Origin of the sequence: Pseudoalteromonas sp. CNC9-20, from assembly GCF_022347875.1 — a bacterium.
GTDB classification, from domain to species: Bacteria; Pseudomonadota; Gammaproteobacteria; order Enterobacterales; family Alteromonadaceae; genus Pseudoalteromonas; species Pseudoalteromonas ruthenica.
Window position 1 is genome coordinate 568,554 of sequence record NZ_JAKRFS010000002.1, and the last position, 18,290, is coordinate 586,843.

14 protein-coding genes are annotated in these 18,290 nt (G+C 48.9%); 6 read left to right on the forward strand and 8 right to left on the reverse strand.

Features of this window, described 5'->3' with window-relative positions:
* Positions 1–3: 3 nt before the first annotated feature.
* Together wecB and galU are read right to left on the reverse strand one after the other, a co-directional pair.
* On the reverse strand, positions 4–1,137 hold the full coding sequence (gene wecB, locus MHM89_RS06225; protein WP_239384754.1) for a UDP-N-acetylglucosamine 2-epimerase (non-hydrolyzing): 1,134 nt from the start codon (positions 1,135–1,137) through the stop codon (positions 4–6).
* Positions 1,138–1,173: 36 nt separating this feature from the next.
* Complete coding sequence (galU, locus tag MHM89_RS06230; protein WP_045978959.1) at positions 1,174–2,100, reverse strand: UTP--glucose-1-phosphate uridylyltransferase GalU; 927 nt, start codon at positions 2,098–2,100, stop codon at positions 1,174–1,176.
* A gap of 292 nt (positions 2,101–2,392) precedes the next feature.
* Between galU and MHM89_RS06235 the strand changes: the two genes are divergently transcribed.
* From MHM89_RS06235 to MHM89_RS18900, 5 genes are all read left to right on the forward strand, one after another.
* Positions 2,393–2,995 (forward strand): transglutaminase-like cysteine peptidase, encoded by a 603-nt coding sequence (locus MHM89_RS06235; protein ID WP_045978958.1) that lies wholly within the window; start codon positions 2,393–2,395, stop codon positions 2,993–2,995.
* Positions 2,996–3,002: 7 nt separating this feature from the next.
* Entirely contained in the window at positions 3,003–4,979 is a 1,977-nt protein-coding gene (locus MHM89_RS06240) for an EAL domain-containing protein (protein ID WP_239408377.1), read from the forward strand.
* A 17-nt stretch (positions 4,980–4,996) separates the two neighbouring features.
* Entirely contained in the window at positions 4,997–5,485 is a 489-nt protein-coding gene (locus tag MHM89_RS06245) for a hypothetical protein (RefSeq protein WP_052698172.1), read from the forward strand.
* Positions 5,486–5,694: 209 nt separating this feature from the next.
* On the forward strand, positions 5,695–6,849 hold the full coding sequence (locus MHM89_RS06250; RefSeq protein ID WP_239408378.1) for an O-antigen ligase family protein: 1,155 nt from the start codon (positions 5,695–5,697) through the stop codon (positions 6,847–6,849).
* Between the two features lie 146 nt (positions 6,850–6,995).
* Positions 6,996–8,489 (forward strand): VCBS repeat-containing protein, encoded by a 1,494-nt coding sequence (locus MHM89_RS18900; RefSeq protein WP_239408379.1) that lies wholly within the window; start codon positions 6,996–6,998, stop codon positions 8,487–8,489.
* 57 nt (positions 8,490–8,546) lie between these two features.
* Here MHM89_RS18900 and MHM89_RS06260 read toward each other — a convergent pair whose 3' ends face one another.
* The 6 genes from MHM89_RS06260 to MHM89_RS06285 form a co-directional block, all read right to left on the reverse strand.
* Positions 8,547–9,995, reverse strand: a complete 1,449-nt coding sequence (locus MHM89_RS06260) for an SLC13 family permease (RefSeq protein ID WP_239408380.1) — start codon at positions 9,993–9,995, stop codon at positions 8,547–8,549.
* Between the two features lie 11 nt (positions 9,996–10,006).
* Positions 10,007–10,954 (reverse strand): porin, encoded by a 948-nt coding sequence (locus MHM89_RS06265; RefSeq protein ID WP_045978954.1) that lies wholly within the window; start codon positions 10,952–10,954, stop codon positions 10,007–10,009.
* Between the two features lie 160 nt (positions 10,955–11,114).
* Positions 11,115–12,470 carry a sigma-54 dependent transcriptional regulator gene (locus MHM89_RS06270; protein WP_022945827.1) on the reverse strand — a complete coding sequence of 452 codons (1,356 nt, stop codon included), beginning with the start codon at positions 12,468–12,470 and terminating at the stop codon, positions 11,115–11,117.
* Positions 12,467–14,185 carry an ATP-binding protein gene (locus MHM89_RS06275; RefSeq protein ID WP_239408381.1) on the reverse strand — a complete coding sequence of 573 codons (1,719 nt, stop codon included), beginning with the start codon at positions 14,183–14,185 and terminating at the stop codon, positions 12,467–12,469. Before MHM89_RS06275 ends, MHM89_RS06270 begins: the two co-directional genes overlap by 4 nt.
* A gap of 164 nt (positions 14,186–14,349) precedes the next feature.
* Complete coding sequence (locus MHM89_RS06280) at positions 14,350–16,452, reverse strand: collagen-like protein (RefSeq protein ID WP_239408382.1); 2,103 nt, start codon at positions 16,450–16,452, stop codon at positions 14,350–14,352.
* A gap of 214 nt (positions 16,453–16,666) precedes the next feature.
* A complete protein-coding gene (locus MHM89_RS06285; RefSeq protein ID WP_239408383.1) occupies positions 16,667–17,101 on the reverse strand; it encodes an organic hydroperoxide resistance protein in 435 nt (144 codons plus the stop codon).
* Positions 17,102–17,304: 203 nt separating this feature from the next.
* On the opposite strand from MHM89_RS06285, the gene MHM89_RS06290 reads away from it, so the two are divergent.
* Positions 17,305–18,165, forward strand: a complete 861-nt coding sequence (locus MHM89_RS06290) for a DMT family transporter (RefSeq protein ID WP_239408384.1) — start codon at positions 17,305–17,307, stop codon at positions 18,163–18,165.
* Positions 18,166–18,290 lie beyond the last annotated feature (125 nt).

Below are 18,290 nucleotides of genomic sequence, written 5' to 3' on the forward strand. Positions count from 1 at the left end.
TCCTTATTGGGCATGAAAGTGAGCGCCGATGGCATCGGCAATGCGTTGACTGGCTTGACCATCACCGTAGGGGTTATGAGCACGGCTCATGCGCTGGTAGGCCTGCTCATCAGTCATTAAACGTTCAACGGCAGTGAAAATGGTTTGCTCGTCAGTGCCTACCAGCTCGACTGTGCCCGCCGCCACCGCTTCTGGGCGTTCAGTGGTATCACGCATAACTAATACAGGTTTCCCAAGGCTTGGAGCCTCCTCTTGAACGCCGCCAGAGTCAGTTACAATAAGGTGCGCACGATTCATTAAATAAACAAAGGGAAGGTAATCCAATGGCTCAATAAGTGAGATATTTTCCAAGCCTTGGAGCAGACGATTAACCGGCTCACGCACTTGCGGATTCATGTGCATAGGATAAACAATCCGGCTTTGTGGAAAGCGCTTAGCAATACGCGCCAATGCCTGACAAATACGCTCGAAGCCGCCACCGAAACTTTCTCGGCGATGCCCGGTCACTAAAATCACTTTCTCATCTGCGGCCAATGCCAATTGCTGCTGCAACTGTTCGCTAAGACTTGGCTCGGTATTAACCTTATCGACAACATCCAGCAACGCATCAATCACCGTATTACCGGTTACGTGCACGTTGCTCGGGTCAATATTTTCCTTCAGCAAGTTGTTCTTTGAAGTGTCTGTTGGCGCAAAGTGCAGCTGTGTCAATGCGCCTGTAAGCTTACGGTTCGCCTCCTCAGGCCACGGCGAATATAAATTCCCGGTGCGCAGCCCTGCCTCTACATGGCCGACGGGAATTTGCTGATAGAACGCCGCCAAACTCGCCGCAAAGGTGGTGGCGGTATCACCATGCACTAATACGATATCGGGTTTAAATTCATCAAGCACAGGAGCTAAACCCTGCAAAATGCGACATGTCACATCATTGAGTGACTGCCCTTTTTGCATAATGTCGAGATCATAGTCGGCTTTAATGGCAAAAAGGGCCATAACTTGATCGAGCATTTCTCGGTGTTGTGCCGTGATACACACGCGCGCTTCAAAGCGAGAGTCATTCGCCAAGGTTTTCACTACCGGCGCCATTTTGATTGCCTCAGGACGTGTACCAAATACACTCAGTACCTTAGTGGCCATATAAATCCTCTAATTTTTTAATTCGCTTAACAGGTGTTATGCCGATGCGCTGGCACTGTGCTTGGCTTGCTCGATAGCTAACATGCTTTCCAATGCAGCTTGAAATTCGCTGCCAAACTGTTGGCTGCGCATGGCATAGTGCACATTGGCAATCATGTATCCGAGTTTAGAACCACAGTCATGAGAGCGACCCTTCAAATGGAATGCCTCCACGGTTTGAAGTTGGCGAAGCTGATGTAGGGCATCGGTTAATTGGATTTCGCCACCGGCTCCTGGGGGCGTGTGTTCGAGCAGATCCCACGTTTGCGCACTGAGCACATAACGGCCGGTTATCGCCAAACGGCTTGGCGCTTGTTGCTGTGAGGGTTTCTCTACCATGTCACGAATAACAGCGCTGTCACCCGCGTGAATCGTCTTACCGTCAATGTCAACGATGCCATATTTGTCGACATCAGTGGCTGCTACAGGCTCAACCATGATTTGCGAATGCTCACTGTGCTCATAACGTGCAATCATCTGCGCAAGGTTTTCGCTGCGCAAGTTACACGCAAACTCATCAATAATCACATCAGGCAGTAACACCGCGAACGGATTTTCACCAACGATTGGACGCGCTGCTAATACCGCATGGCCTAACCCTAGCGGCTTGGCTTGGCGTACTGAAATGATAGTGACATCGTCTGGCACAATGCTGCGCACCTCTTCGAGCAAGCTACGTTTGACTCGTTTTTCCAACGTCGCTTCGAGCTCAAAGCTGGTATCAAAGTGATTCTCTACTGAGTTTTTTGAGGAATGAGTCACCAGCACAATTTCCTTGATCCCCGCCTCAACGGCTTCACGGACCACATGCTGGATAAGGGGTTTGTCCACTAATGGGAGCATCTCTTTAGGGATGGCTTTGGTCGCTGGGAGCATACGTGTTCCGAGACCGGCGACCGGTAATACCGCCTTTTGCACTTTCATATATATTTCCTTTGAAAACGGTGTGAGTGGCAAAACACTCAGTGAGCCCACTCCGTCCTTGGCACTGCACATCTAGTCTATAAGTACTAAACATTGTACTTGTTAACAAATAGATTTCAATAACTAGCACCAAAGAATTAGATTAAGTTTTTATTTCGCGTGTACCTGTTGTACATTTAAGTGATATCATTCTGGGAATGAACGCAAACTTATAAGGGACTGCAAAATTGTAACCGGAATCAAAACAGCAGTAAGATTTGCTGTCGCAGTCGCCTTAAGTTGCACGGCTGCATTGACCTACGGACAATTGTTGCAGCCGCAGCAGCTCGTTGAGTACGTGCAAAATAAAGGGAACATTAGCGCATCAAGGCGGGCCCAACACTGGCTAGAGATGCTTGTTATGCAGCAACATGCAGATGCATGGCGCCAGCTGCAGAGCGTCAACCAGTTCTTTAATGAAGTGGTGGCCTACCAAAGTGACGAAACGCTGTGGCATCAAAGTGACTATTGGGCCACACCGGCTCAACTGCTGATCCAAGGTGCCGGTGATTGCGAAGATTACGCCATCGCCAAGTTTTTTACCTTGGTTAGTTTAGGCATCCCCGATGAGCAGCTACGCTTAATGTATGTGCGCCATTTAACGCTTGATCAACCACATATGGTAGTGCTGTATTTTGATGGTCAAGATGATGAGCCTTACGTACTTGATAATTTTGATAATCGTATTGTCAAAGCCAGTGAACGCGAAGATTTAAAACCGATTTATAGTTTCAATGGCCAAGGATTATGGTTGGCTAAAGCGCAAAACCTCAGTGGCCAAGCCACTGGCAGTCGAGTGTCTGCTTGGGAGGAGTTGATTAAGCAGATCGAACAGGAATCAGCGAACAAGGAGTGAAAAGTCAATGAACAAACCAAGGATGAGTTTACAAACTCAAGTCTACGCCCTCATCGTGTTACTGGGAATAATCACTTTTGCAGTGAAGTTAAAGCTTAGTAGCGAACAAACCCAAGCCTTTTATCAGCAACAAATGGCGACTCACGCTCGTGATACCGCGACCAGTTTAGGTCTGGCTATTTCACCCTATTTAAATGAGCGCGATATGATGGTGGCACGCACCATGGTTCAAGCTATTTTTGACTCTGGTTACTATGCTCAGATAGAGCTTAAGGATGATCAAAGTAAGTCGCTTGTTAACCTCAATCACAACCCCGAAATACAAGGGGTGCCATCATGGTTTATGCGCCTATTTCAGCTCACAGCACCGACCTACACCAAGGAGCTCAATAGTGGTTGGAAAGTGGGTGGCTTTTTAAGTGTCACTACACATCCAGGTGCTGCATACATCGAGCTTTGGCAGCAGGTGAAGCAAGCGGCAATCAGCTCAGCAATGATTTTAGTGATTGCTCTAAGTCTTGCTTATTTCGTGCTGCGCTCGGTATTCAGGCCACTGCGCAAAGTAGAACAGCAGGCACAACGCATTGGCCAAAAACAGTTTGTTCAAAACAACGCGAGTCCGAAATCTCGAGAGCTGTTCTCCGTCACAAAAGCGATGAATGACATGGTGACAAGTATTCAGCGTACCTTTGATGCGTTAACCAAACAAAGCGATGCCTACTACCGCCAAGCGTATCGTGATGAGTTAACTGGGTTGGGGAATCGTCGCGCCTTTGATAATCAACTTAGCGCAGTGACTGAACAGCTGCAAGATGAGCATACCCACAGCGTGGCAATGGTCACCTTGCCTAGCCTGCAATTAATTAATGAACATCATGATTACCGTCAAGGTGACGCCTACGTGCTCGCGGTGTTGGAAGTCATCAAACGCTACCTCGCCCACCTAGGTGACTACCATATCTATCGCATTAGCGGTGGTACATTCACTATTCATATGCCCTACCCTTGCGACTTTGTTGCTGAAACATTATCGCGCTTACATCACAGCCTTCAAAAAGAGCAACACCATCGTTATGAGAAGGGCTTTGCACATCTGAGTATCGCCTCCGTTAACAGCTACAGTACCGTGGGCAGTATACTTAGTGAACTGGATACCGCCATTTCAACAGCGAGCCCTAACAAGCCGGCAATGTGTCAAACACACAATTTAGTGCAATCGCAAAGCCAATGGCGAGAGACCATTGTGAGAATTATCGAGCAAGGTAATTTTAGTTACTCATTTCAACCCGTTCGCAAACAACAGCAGCAGCAGGCTCATTATTTTGAGACCTTCGTGCGCATTAGCGACCAAGGTAAGTCTATTGATAACCAACAACTATTCGCCATGGCTGAGCGCCTCGGCTTGGCGTGTGAGTTAGAGAAAAAGCTATTCCAAGCTTTTATTAACTTTCGTAATACTCATACGGAGTTAGCCCTTGCAGTAAACCTAAGTAAAGAGGCGTTTTACAATGAAGATTTTATTACTTGGGTGTGTCGTCAGGCTCATCATTACGGGTGCTTACGCCACAACACGGTGTTAGAAATAGGTGAAGCCACCCTATTGGCCGACATCGCCATGGCCAAGAATGTGTTGGCGCGACTGAAAGCATTCAATATTAAAGTGTGTATAGAGCACTTTGGTTCCAGCCTTACCTCATTTAGGTATCTGCGTGACCTCAATATAGATTACGTGAAGGTGGATGCGGCCTATACCAAGGACTTACAGCAGAACGATGATGCACTTGCTTTGTTACGCTCCATTGTCACCACTTGCACAGGAATTGGAATAAAAACAATTGCCTGTCATATCGAAAACGCGGTGAGCTTTGACAAAGCTATGCAGCTGCAGTTTGACGGTCTGCAAGGAAACTACATAAAGCCGCCGATGCAATTAGAAGAAGGCCCCGAACAGGCTATCTTCAACTTTCAAACACGAACATTATAGCGATAAAGGAGTAGATCATGAGAAAGACCGGTTTAGTGCTGTGCATAGGGATGATATGCGCCATGATGATAGGCAATGCGCACGCTGTCGAAGCGACCGCTAAAAGCGATGCGATTATTACTGAGGCTATCGACCAAGGGCAGCCACTCAGTGAACAAATTACCGCACTTATGAGCCGCTACCCAGCATTAAACGCGGCTTTGGTTAATTCTGCTATCACCGCTGTTGGGGCTGATACCCGCGCAGCCAATGAGCTATTTTCCCGAGCCCTAGTCCACGTGGGCGTGACCTCAGATGAGGCCATGAATATCGTTGCAGCGGCGCTCAGTGCAGGCATGAACCCTGATAATGTGACCGCGTTAGCGATTGCCAACAATATGGATGCAACCTTAGTGTCACAAGCAACTGCAGCAGGGCCGGCAACAGCCCCAAACTTCGCACCATCCCCCATCGTCGGTCTCGGTGGTTCAGGCGGGGATGGCGGAATTTCTGAGTCGAACCAATAAGCGTTGATTCTTCAGTGTTAAGCCTGTCTCTGAAGACATCCGAAAGCTCGGATAATCGCCTTAAAGCGCATGGTTCACGTGCTATCTTTGCGCTGCTACTCATCATCTTATTTATAGCCCCCTTTGTATTAGGGGGCTTTCGTCTTTGGGCCAGTGCATTATTGTGCCTAGCTATCGCTGTAGTCAGCGCTTTGCATTGTGCTTATGCTATGACAACTCAACAACCGCTATGGAATATAAATAAGACACACCGCTGGCTTATCATCCCCATGCTAAGTTGTGTGTTTGTAGTGGGTATGCAGGATGTACTAGAGCTGAGCGCCAGCCCCGGTGCGACCAGGCATGCTTTGCTGGTCACCGTAGCACTGACCCTCTACGCCGTTCTGCTGCTCACTTACTGCACTAGCTATCAACGATTGCGGGCACTGGTCGTGTTATTGGTGATAACCGGGTTGGTGCAGGCAAGTTATGCCTGTATTTTGGTGTTAAGCCCTGACTTACCTAGCCTAGTCTTACAGTGGCAACGCAACGATAAAGCCTTCGGTAGTTTCACCTACCAGAACTTTTTAGCTAATTACCTTGGTTTGGTTTTAAGTTTAGGCGTTGGGCTCATCATAGCTCAGCTAAGCACCGGGCAAAATCCTCTCAGCTTTAAACGTCTGATCCAAGTATGGTTAAGCCCCAAATTAATGATTCGCTTAGCATTAATGGTTATGGTTATCGCGCTTATCCTGACCCGTTCCCGCATGGGCAATGCTGCTTTTTTCATTGCCTTGGCCTTAGCCTGTTTATTAGCACTGTTTTTTTACCGCAAGCCCTCAAAGCAATTTAAATGGTTAATTTTTAGTTTTTTCGTGCTTGATTTCATTCTTATTGGCGCACTGTTCGGGGTTTCCCAAGTGAAGGAACGTTTGAGTAACACCGCTTTGCTTTTCGAAAGCCGTGATGAAGTGCTTCGTGACGCATGGACACTGCTGTTCGAACACCCTTTTTTAGGCCATGGTGCGGGGAGTTTCTACACTGTATTTCCAAGTGTCCAACAAGGGCCCTACTCTGGATATTACGATAACGCCCACAATGACTATCTGCAGTTTTTAATTGAGCTTGGTTGGCCTGCTAGCATTGCCTTGGCAGTGGCGATTGGTGGTTGCTTATGGGTCTCGGTACAAGTAATGAAAAAGCGCAGAACGCGGCTTTATCAGGGGCTCGCATTCGGAGCAATAACCGCCATTATATTTATGTTATTGCACGCAAGTGTAGATTATTCCCTGCAAGCCATGGCCAATGCGCTCACTTTTATTACCGTGTTATGTATTGGGCTATTATGCAAAACCCTATCACCGCCTGTGCTTGCCCGTAATTAGCGTTTATACACTTGCTTACATTTGAATGTTGGCGAGGCATTAAAAGTTATGTCACTGTAAAGAAGTCATCTTGGGTCTGTACTTGCGTGAGTCGCTGGCCCCAAGGTAAATACCAGTGACAATACATAACAATAATGAGGTTTAACGTGACAGGAAGACACTTGCCAATTAAAAGTGCCATTGCCGCACTGCTTTTGCTAAGCAAACCAGTATGGGCTGACGCTTTTAGTGAACACCATCTTGATGTTGACTTTAACATTACTCAGGCCCCTATTAGCGCCGATATTTCGCCTCATCCGGGTAAAGAGATAATCGCTATCGGCCGCAGCAGCGCCAAAGCACAGCAAGTGGCCGTTCTGGCGTTGGTTGACGGGACACTAACCCAGGTGGACCGCTTTGCCATTGGTGAGCAGTATTTTGCCTATGACATTGGCAACGACCCACAGGGCAAACAGACTCTGTATTTCCTCGCCAAAGACCATGTTGGTCGTTATCAGTATCCACAGGGCCCTTCAGAGCCAAGGTTATTGTCCTATCTCGAAGTCAGCTCCGTATTCCAAATTCAACGCAGTAACTTTATGCGCCGCATGCCATTTATATTTGATTTTAATGGCGATGAAAGTGCTGATGTGATGCTGCCTAACTTTAATGAGTTACAGGTGTGGTTTAGCCAGCAAGATAAAGCGCACAAGCTCTCTAAATTGGCTATTACCGGCCAAAACGTATTAACTCGCGATGGCTTGAGTGTGACTCCGGCACAAACCTTTACCTTAGATATTAATAACGATGAGCGCATGGATATTGCTCATCTCACCCCCGGGCAGCTGCACATTTACACTGCTGCCAAGCGCCATTTTGACCATCAAACAGTGGCCATTCGCGAGGATATTCACGCCATCGACTGGTGGGATCAACTCGATGATGATGGCCGCTCTTTGGACCAAAGCGATCTCAACTACCGTAAGTTGGAACGCTTCGAAGACGTTAACGGCGATGCAATAGTGGATATGGTGGTGCGCTATACCCAAAGCTCCGGCGTGCTAGATAGAAAAAACGACTACGAGATATTTTATGGCAAAAACACCGCTGATGGCGAGCTTCGTTATGGTGCGCAAGCCGATACCACAGTCCGTGCAGAAGGAACGCTCACTGGCCTTGAGCTGCAAGACATTGATGGTGATGGCCGCAAAGAAGTGATGGTATCCAGTTTTGAGTTAGGGGTCTCGCAGGTAGTCTCTGCGCTGCTAGCAAGTAGCATTGACCAAGACGTGCTGCTCTATCGCCAAAATGCGCAAGGACAGTATCCGGAACAGCCGAGCATGGACTATGAAACCGAAATGGGCTTTAGTATCAGCAAAGGCCGCGCCAGCGAACCCTTGGTGAAACTCGCCGATATTAGTGGCGATGGCATTCTTGATTTACTACTTTCTGAGGACAGCGATGAGCTTATTTATCGCTTAGGTAACAAAGACGGCGGCTTCTCCCGCAAAAGCAGTCAAGATATTGCCTTGCCACAATCCGCAGCACAGATTAGCCATGCCGATATCAATGGCGATAACAAAGCCGACCTTATCGCCTATTATGGCAAACTCGATAGTGCCAAGCTGCACAAGCGCTTAACTCTGTTGGTCGCTAAATAACTGGCTACGTAATCACAGGCAGCGCGTTATTTCTGGCCGCGCTGCCTGAGAAAACCATTAAAAGTTAAGCACCATCGGCGCTATCACCAGAGTTGCCAGCGTGATCAGTACAATAGCAATAATGTTCAAAGCAAAGCCTGCACGGATCATATCGGTAATTTTTATCTCCCCCGAGCCAAATACAATCGCGTTCGGTGGTGTGGCCACCGGCATCATAAAGGCGCAACTGGCGGCAATGGCAGCGGGCACCACCCACACTAAGGGCGTACCAGTAATCGACTCTGCCACCGGCCCAAGTAAAGGTAAAAACCCGGCGGCAGTCGCCGTATTGCTGGTGATCTCGGTTAAGAAAGTAATTAACGCGGCCACCACGAGAACACTTATCACCAACGGCATAGCACTGGCCCCACTCAGCAGATTAGCGATGTAATCAGCCAAGCCTGAGCTTTTTATCTGCGCCGCTAAGGTCAAGCCGCCACCAAAGAGCAACAAAATCCCCCAAGGCACGTTTGCTGCGTTTTGCCAGTCTAAAACCCGCTCTTGAGAGTGCTTTTCTGCCGGTAACATAAACAACAGCAACGCCGCAGCAATAGCAATACCGGTATCTGATATCGCCAGCCCGGTGACATCACCGAGCACAGGGCGCAACACCCAACTCACCGCCGCTAAGGCAAAGACCGCGAGGACACTTTTCTCAGCCCGAGACATCGCTCCTAACTGCGCTAGTTGATTGCGAAACATGCCTTTGGTCTCTACTTGGCTGGCAGTTTTATCCACTTTATACATCACTTTCGTTAACCACAGCCAGGTTAGGGTCAGCATCACTAAAGACAAAGGGACGCCTATCATCATCCAGGTAGCAAAGCCGATTTCAATATTGTAACTGTCGGCCAGATACGCAGCCATCAAGGCATTCGGTGGCGTGCCTATCAAGGTTCCAATACCCCCAATGCTAGCGCCATAGGCAATACTCAATAGCAGCGCCTTGGCAAAATTATCACATTGGCTGCCATTATCCTTTAATAGGTGGACCACCGATAAAGCTATCGGTAGCATCATCACGGCTGTTGCGGTGTTTGACATCCACATTGATAAAAACGCGGTCACCGCCATCATCGCCATGATTTGCAAGCTTGGCTTGCTGCCCGCCAGCAATAAGGTAGTCAAAGCAATGCGTTTATGCAGCCCCCAACGCTCCATGGCAATTGACAGTAAAAAGCCGCCTAAAAAGAGGTAAATAAGAGGATGGGCGTAAGGATCTGCAACCGCCTTAATCGGTGCAATCCCAGCCAAAGGCACAATCACCAAAGGCAGCAACGAGGTGGCCGGAATAGGCACCACTTCGCTGACCCACCAAGACGCCAACCAAATTGTTAAGCCGGTAGTGCGCCACGCGGCCATAGACATCCCCGCTGGTGGGTCGAGCAAACAGGTCAACAACATGACGCATGGCCCGAAGGCCAACAACAGTTGACCCCGAAGTTGAGTAAATTTCGAATCTGACATGCTAAGACCTCTTAGAATTTATATTTTAGTCCAATTGCAGTACTGGTATCGGAGACTTGGTTGAGCTCAAGTTTAGTCGCTAAAAAGTAAAAAGATGTTTGCTTATCAACTACGTAGTCAACACCCGCTGAGAGCTGCTCGCTATCGCTGTCATGGCGAAGCTGGCTGGTATCACGCGCATATTGCAATTTGGGTTGCCATGCGTCACTTGCATAATAGCGCAAACTCACAAGCACACTATTACCGTCTTTATCACCGGCTAAATTTTCACTGCGCTGCACCAGCACCCCACCTTGCAGTCGTTGCCATTGATACACCGCATTGACGCGCAACGCTTGAATATCAGCTAAGGCATCGGTGTAGCTTAGGGCTAAATAATAAGGGGTCTGCTTTAGGGCGCGATCGCCATAACTCAATAAGGCGGCGACGCCGTTCTTTTCGGTTTTAGCGTCATCTTTCGGCGCAAAAGTCAGCGCCCATTGCCATTGCCCCCACTTTGGCGAGGTATAGGTAATGCTATCGGCAATACGGTCTTGACCGCCTATTGTTTGCGCTATGTCACTTTGGGTCTCATTGAATTGGTCAATTTTGCCCTCACTGTACTTGAAGCGGCTGTCATTACGGCCAAATAGCACCGTGCCATAAGCTGATTGCACCCCTAAGTAGGTGTTGCGTGCACTGAATGGCTCGCTGGTGTCGTCGCTTTCAAAGCCTTTCACCTGCACTTCGTATTTATATACCACTTGGGCTTGCGCACTGATATCGTGCTTGCCTTTTACGCCAATGCGCGAGAATGGCGCATCAATATGGGTGCCCTTATCGGTGTAACGCATCAACCCTTTATCGGTGTGCTCAAGTTGCACCTGTGCTTTACCATAAATGCTGTAGTCGCCGGCCGCAGCGCCATGTGCAGCCACCCCAAGTATCACGCATGAATATAATGTTATTGGTCTTATCATAGTGTTGTCCTATTGTTGTCTGCAACACTACACTCAAGAACCTGACCAATTTTAATAACCTAATATAAACAATGAGTTGTCATAATTTAAAGCATGTATAAGGCGTGACATGTGTGGATTCCCGCACATTCTTTTACTTATTTATCACCAATTCCACCCATTAATTAGGTTCGGTATAACTTGCTCGGGTGAGCTGGTACTTGGCCATTTTGTCATACAGCGTTTTGCGTGGGATTTGCAACAGTGCCATGGTCTGTTTGATACTGCCTTGGCTTTGGGCTAATGCATCTTCAATGAGTGACTGCTCATAGTAAGCGACTTTTTGCGCCAAACTCAGTACTTCTTGCTGCGATTCAAGCGCTTGTATTGAGTGAGTGGCTAATTGCTCGCCAAGCAATACCGTACGCTCAGCATGGTTGCGCAGCTCACGTACATTGCCCGGCCAATCGTATTGCATCAGTTGCGCACGCAGGGGCTCTGTTAACGCCATACTGGGTTTATGAAAACGCGTGGCGGCAATAGATAAGAAGTGCTGATACAAAAGGGGTATATCGGCTTTTCTTTGCCGTAGTGCCGGGATCGGCACTTTTAAAAGATTGAGGCGAAAGAACAAGTCGGCGCGAAACTGTCCAGTATCCACTAAGGTTTGCAAATCGACTTTGGTTGCCGCAATCACTCGCATATCAAGATCAATGCTCTGGTTCGAGCCGACGGGGGTGACTTGGCGCTCTTCGAGCACACGCAGTAATTTAACTTGTAAGCTTGCTGACATCGCTTCGATTTCATCGAGAAAAACCGTTCCGCCATTGGCGTAAGCGAACTTGCCTTCGCGTGCCTGATTAGCCCCAGTATACGCACCACTGGCAGCACCGAAGAGCTCACTTTCAATCAGCTCTTCTGGAATTGCGCCACAGTTAATTGCCACAAAGTGGCCTTGGCTGCGATCGCCATGTTCGTGTAAATAACGCGCGACGAGCTCCTTCCCGGTGCCGGTTTCACCTTCGATTAATACATCTGCGGGGGTGTCTCTAATCGCATCAAGTAACTGCATCATCTGCTGTATTTGTGGGGTTTCCCCCAAAATACGCACCCCAGGAGCACAATGATGCTCTATTTGCCGTTTTAATTGGCGATTCTCTAACACTAGTTTGCGTTTATCCAAGGCCCGCGCCAAACAATCTAATAGCTGTTCATTGACCGGTTTTTCAAATAAATCATAGGCCCCTTGCTGCATCGCCTTTACTGCGGTACTCACATCGGCATAGCCAGTTAAAAACACCACCGGCAACTCAGAGTCAAACTGCTGAACCTGCTGCAAAAACGCCAAACCATCCAGTTTAGGCATATTAATATCGCTAAGCACCACACCGGCAAAGCTACGGTTAAGCTTATGCAAGGCTTTATTGGCATCGTCAAAACACACGACCTGATAGCCCTCAAGCTCTAACAATTGCTTTAAGGAGTCACGGATACTTGGTTCATCGTCAATAACGTAGATAGTCTGTGCATTGCTCATATTTGTGGCTCTTGTTGATGCAAACTAATTAAAAATTCAGCGCCGCCATCGGGGTGATTATGAGCGCTAAGCGTGCCTTGAAAGGACTCGATAATTTGCTTAGAAATGGATAACCCCAACCCTAGGCCAAGCTCGGATTTGGTGGTGTAAAATGGCTCAAAAATGCTGCTTAGCGCATGATGCTCTATCCCCGAGCCGGTGTCGATAATGGATAAATACACATTCTCGTCGTCACTATCAGCTTCAATACGCAACCGCTTCACCGCCTGTTTTTCCATGGCTTGGCAGGCATTAGCAAAAAGGTTCACCAGCACCTGCTCAAATTGATAAGGGTCAACCCACACCGTCACATTGGGCGGGTGGTAGCATACCTCAACACCGTATTCTTTGAGTTGTGGCCCTGCAACCAACAAAGCGTTATCTATGGTTTGCGCCAATGACGTTGCTTGCATTTTATGCTCACGCTTTTGACTAAAAGATTTTAGTTGCGCCGCAATGGCATGAACGCGATTAACTAATTGCTCGATTAGCTGTAAGTTGCTGAGCGCTTTATCATATTGACCACGAGCAATAAGCCGTTTACTGGCGGCAATATACGCACTCATGGCACTGAGCGGCTGATTAATTTCATGGTTAACGCTGGCACTAAGTTGACCGATAGTGGCGAGTTTAGCGGTGCGTACTAGGGCATCTTGGGCTTGCTCCAACTCCTGACTTCGCTGCTTCACCTGCTCTGCAAGGGAGCGCTCGCTGTAAAGCAGTTGCCGATAACCCGCTACTTTCACCAATAAATACTCAACCAAGGCAATCAAGACCAATAAACACATGAGGGTGACACCAAGGCGCGCCACCAAGGTTTCATTAAGGTAATTGCGAGGTACGAGGGTCAATAGTTGATACGGTGCACGCGCCAAAGCGGTGTCATCAATCACAAAGGTGCGCTTGCGCTTTGCAATGTAAACCTGCGCTTGACCTTGCCACTGCCAAGGCGCCGGTGCGATGGTGCGTTCAAGAAATTGCTGCGACTGCTTTAGCTGCTGGCGCTGGGGCGTCGTCATTGGCGACAACGAGGTTAATCGCCACGGTTCAGCGTTCGACATCAACACCACATTGTTCTCATCAACCAATGCAAACAGCGTATCTTGCACGCTATCGAGTGCCGCTTTATCGGCCTCAAACTGGCTGGCATTCACTTTAACTACGATGACGCCGGCCGCCTCACCTGCGACTATGACAGCTTGAGAAAAGTAAAAACCGCGCTTGCGAGAGCGCTGCCCTAGGGCAAAATCAATGGCGCTATGGTGGCGCATAGCATCTCGAAAGTAGCCGCGAAAAGCAAAGTTATTGCCTTTGTAGCTGTAGGGTAAATGCCAATTACTGGTCGCAACCACAGTGCCTGATGTGTTGAGTAAATACACATCAGAGGCGCCACTGGCCAGTTGCATATCGTGCAGATAGCGGTCGGTATCTTGACTGGCCGCGCGCTTTATATCCAAGGCTTGGTGCACTGCTTTACTGCGGCTCAAGGAATCGACAATACGTTGATAGCGGCTAAATTGCCTATCGATATAGTCACTGAGGTGCGCCCCTTGCACCCTTGCTTGCTGGTGCGCACGTTGTGCCTGCTGCTGCAAGGTTACCTGCACGGTCAACACCATAGCGACCACCAGCACTACGCTATAAACAAGAAGCTTAATGACCAGCTTATTTGACACTTATTATTCGCTTATTGATGGTGATATTCGCTCTCAGTCTACCAGTGTGACGACCACGATGGTAGCGGTGCAACAACAAGCGATGGGCGAGTTTAGCGCGCATTCGAGCAATAAAAAGGCCGCTAATGCGGCCAACAGGAGACACAGCGATGACGCTGAAAAGGCTATTTTTGTAGCACTAAAGCAATGGACTCTGGTGCCACGAAAGCATAGCTGGCATCTGCACTGACATCCCCACTGACACGGTTAAGGATATTATCCCAGCGCATCACCAAGCCATTGGACTTTTCTGCGAGGTATAAATCGCGCCCACTGAACATAATGTCTACTGGGTTTCCTAACATCGAATTAGGCCCGCTAATAGCAATATCAATGTTGGTTAGCCCAGAGGCCATGGCCGCGCTATTGAGCACATAAATTTTACCGTCGGTAGCATCGGCGGCGCTGCCCACATCTGTCACGATTAAGGCATCGCTCAGCGGGTCGTAGTCAATGCCATGAATATTGGTGGGCGCCGCCACAGCCATACCTGACATTGCCGGGACAATAAGTCGGTCTTCGCCGGCCAAGGTGCTCATTCCACCATACATCTTAGCGCTAACTTCATCGAACACGGCAATGGTGCCATTGGTTAAGGCCACAAAAGCGCGATCGCTTTGGGCATCATAATCAACATCCCAAGGGCGTGCATCGTTGGCTGGCAGCAAGGTCATCAGCGGCGCCACATTGCCCGACGCACAGCGCGAAAAAACTTTGATACCGCGTTTACTAGTCGAGAATTCGGCAACAAACATGAGCCCTTGCTTTGATGCGATATCGATCCCTTTCGGTGAGGTTAACGTGGTGTTGGTGCCACTTACCATACGATCCTGACTCAAGGTGAACATGCCGTTATCACGGGTGTTGGCAATACGGTTTGCGATGATAACACCGCCAGAGCTGCCATCACTGCTATCGAAAGTGGCGTAACCGTTACCCTCAATATCAAAGGTCACGCTTTCAATGGTCGCTTGCGTATCAAAGCCCATGCTCATAGCCGACAGCGGCGCATTTAGTTGCGCTATCATTCCAGTTGTCGGCCCAGCAGTTCCCGGATTAGATGACACCGCAACGCCACGCACTGTGGCTGGCCTATCAATATCTGAAGCATCAAGATGCGTGGTGTGTTGTTTGCGAGCAAGAGACTCGGGTTTGCTGGTCATGGTCACAAAATCAGGAGCGATATCACCGCTGGCACCATTGAAAATATTGGTGTACACCAAAATCGCATCGTTCGACTTCTCGGCCACTCGCAAGGTAGCGCCCTCTAGGAGAATATCAACCGGATTACCTAGGCGGGTGTTTGGGCCCGCTATCATACGGCTTACAGGAGTATTGCCATCAGCCATTGCCGCACCTTCAATGACAAACAGCGCGCCATCATCGGGACTCTGCGCACTGCCAACATCAGATAACACCAAGCGGTTTTGGCTGCCATCGAAGGCGATGCCATGTAAATTTACGCCAATGGCGTCGCCGTTACTGTCGCTTGGAACAATCGTACGAGCTGGGGTGGCTGTCATACCTGAAGCAATGTAATTGTCGTACACCGCGACAGTGCCATTGGTGAGCGCAACGTAGAGGCGGTCATTAATATCGTCATAGGCGAGGTCCCAAGGAGCGGCATCGGTGGCGGTTACGGCAACTGGTACGTTATCACCACTGGCCATCGCACCAAAAGCGCTGATTTGCATAGCGCCAAAGTCAGCAACCAATAAAATCCCGTGCGCGCTGGCGAGCGTCATCCCCTTGGGGTTTACCAAGGTGCTATTGGGGCCAGATATTGCGCGATCCCAAGTGCTAGAGAAGCCATTGTTTTGTGCCCGTAGCGATGTTGCGCACAGAGTTTTAATACTGCCAGTATCGGCATCCCCGGCTTGAATAAGCTGATCTTGATGGCCGTATACCAGCCCTTGATTGTTGGTAGTTTCTAGCGTGTATAACAGTTCACCGTATTCATTAGTGATATCAACGGTGCCGGCATTATCGCTGCCATTATTTGCACGTAAGAAGGTGCCTGCTGACAAGGCCGGGCGGCCGTCTTCTCCGTCGTTGCCATCGCTACCTGGCGCGCCATCTGCTCCTGGCGCACCATCACTGCCATCATCACCGCTACAGCCAGCAATGAGTCCGGCGCAGGCCAAGGCGATGATACTCAGCTTTATCGCATTGGAGTGGGTAGAAGGTGTGAGCTGCTGCGATGCAGCAGAAGTATGTTGATTACGCATATCCATTCCTCGCAAGTTGTTAAACCGTGTTATAACGTGTCTTCGCTATACTGCTTCACGTCCTAGCCCTGACGTCGCTATCTTTCGTTACATCAGGGGCGTAACGGCTTAACCTCGCAATTGGATGCAAAATTATTCAAATTATCAGTGAAAAACTGGTAACCATCTGATTTGAAAGGGGTAATGATACCCCTTATTCAGTAACTAAAACGCCTTAAGCGTCTTTGAGTACCAGTTGTACCTCAATATTATCTCGGGTCGCATTTGAGTAAGGGCAGACTTGATGAGCTTTTTCAATCAATTGTTGCGCTTCATCTGTAGCCATATCTGGCAAATGGATCTCCAATTTGGCCTTGATGCCAAAACCGCCTTCAATCGGCCCTATTGAGACCTGCGCGTCAATGGCGGTGCCCTCAGGTAAAGAGGTATTTCCCTCGTTGGCAACATGGCGCATAGCGCCGATAAAACACGCTGAATACCCTGCTGCAAATAACTGCTCCGGATTGGTCCCCTGGCCATCATCGCCGCCTAACCCTTTAGGCGTGGACAGGGTCACGTCCAAACGACCATCGTCTGATTGAGCATGGCCTTCGCGGCCACCTTTGGTATGTACTTTCGCGGTGTAAGCAACCTCATTAAGTGTCTTCATACTGTGCTCCTCTTTAGCAGTTGATGCTAAGTGTGATAAGCGAATTACCAAGTTTTCCTTGGGCCTATAATGGGTGTTGCGACGCGAGCGATGGTTTTCAAGACCAATGACAATAAAAATGCGACCAGCAACCATTGGCCATGTTTACCCCACCAGCTCCCTTAGCTACACTAGCGCCACCTCATCAAACACGGATGATTGCTATGTTTTCTCCCCAATACCGTGTGCTACTCAGCGCTATTTTTTGTGTTTTATTGGCCATGGTCACGATTCAATCGGGCGCTTCAATTGCCAAACAGCTATTTCCCCTAGTAGGCCCTGAGGGGACTACAGCCTTGCGCTTAGGCTTCTCAGCCTTGGTACTGTGTCTGGTTTTTCGTCCCTGGAAAGCGCTTCCCCAGGGCACCGAGTGGCGCAGTATTATCACCTATGGCCTGTGCTTAGGCGGTATGAACATCACCTTTTATTATGCTATCGAGCGTATCCCCTTAGGGATCGGTGTGGCGCTGGAATTCACTGGGCCTTTGTGCGTTGCATTGCTGAGCTCAAAACGTAAACGTGATTTAGTGTGGGTGGCATTGGCCATCGCAGGTATTGTGTTGCTGCTACCGGAGATAGATGCGCAAACGGGCCTCGACCCCATCGGTGTTATTCTCGCATTAGCGGCCGGTGGTTTCTGGGCCGGCTACATCCTATTTGGTAAGCGCACCGGTGGGCAAAGCTCCGGTGGACGCACTGTTGCTTTAGGCATGAGTGTAGCAGCCCTGGTATTAGTCCCCTATGGCGCAGCATTTCAAGGCATGGACTTGCTGCGTTGGCAGGTGATCCCGCTTGGCCTATTGGTCGGTGTGATGTCCAGCGCCTTACCTTATACGCTGGAAATGATTGCTCTTAGAAATATGCCGGCCCAAGGCTTTAGCGTGATGATGAGTATGGAGCCGGCCATTGCCGCTTTGGCCGGATTCATGATCTTGGGCGAATTGCTGACGCCATTACAATGGCTGGCCGTAGCCTTAGTGATCACCGCGTCCATTGGCTCATCATTACAACCTAATAAAACATAACCGGGTCTATTTCGCTGGTTTTGAAAATAAAAAGTTAACTAATGTAAGCAAATTTGATCGTTTCTCATATGGCTTTCGTAATCGCCCTAGTTGGACACGCAGTATACGTCCCTCTGTGAGCAATC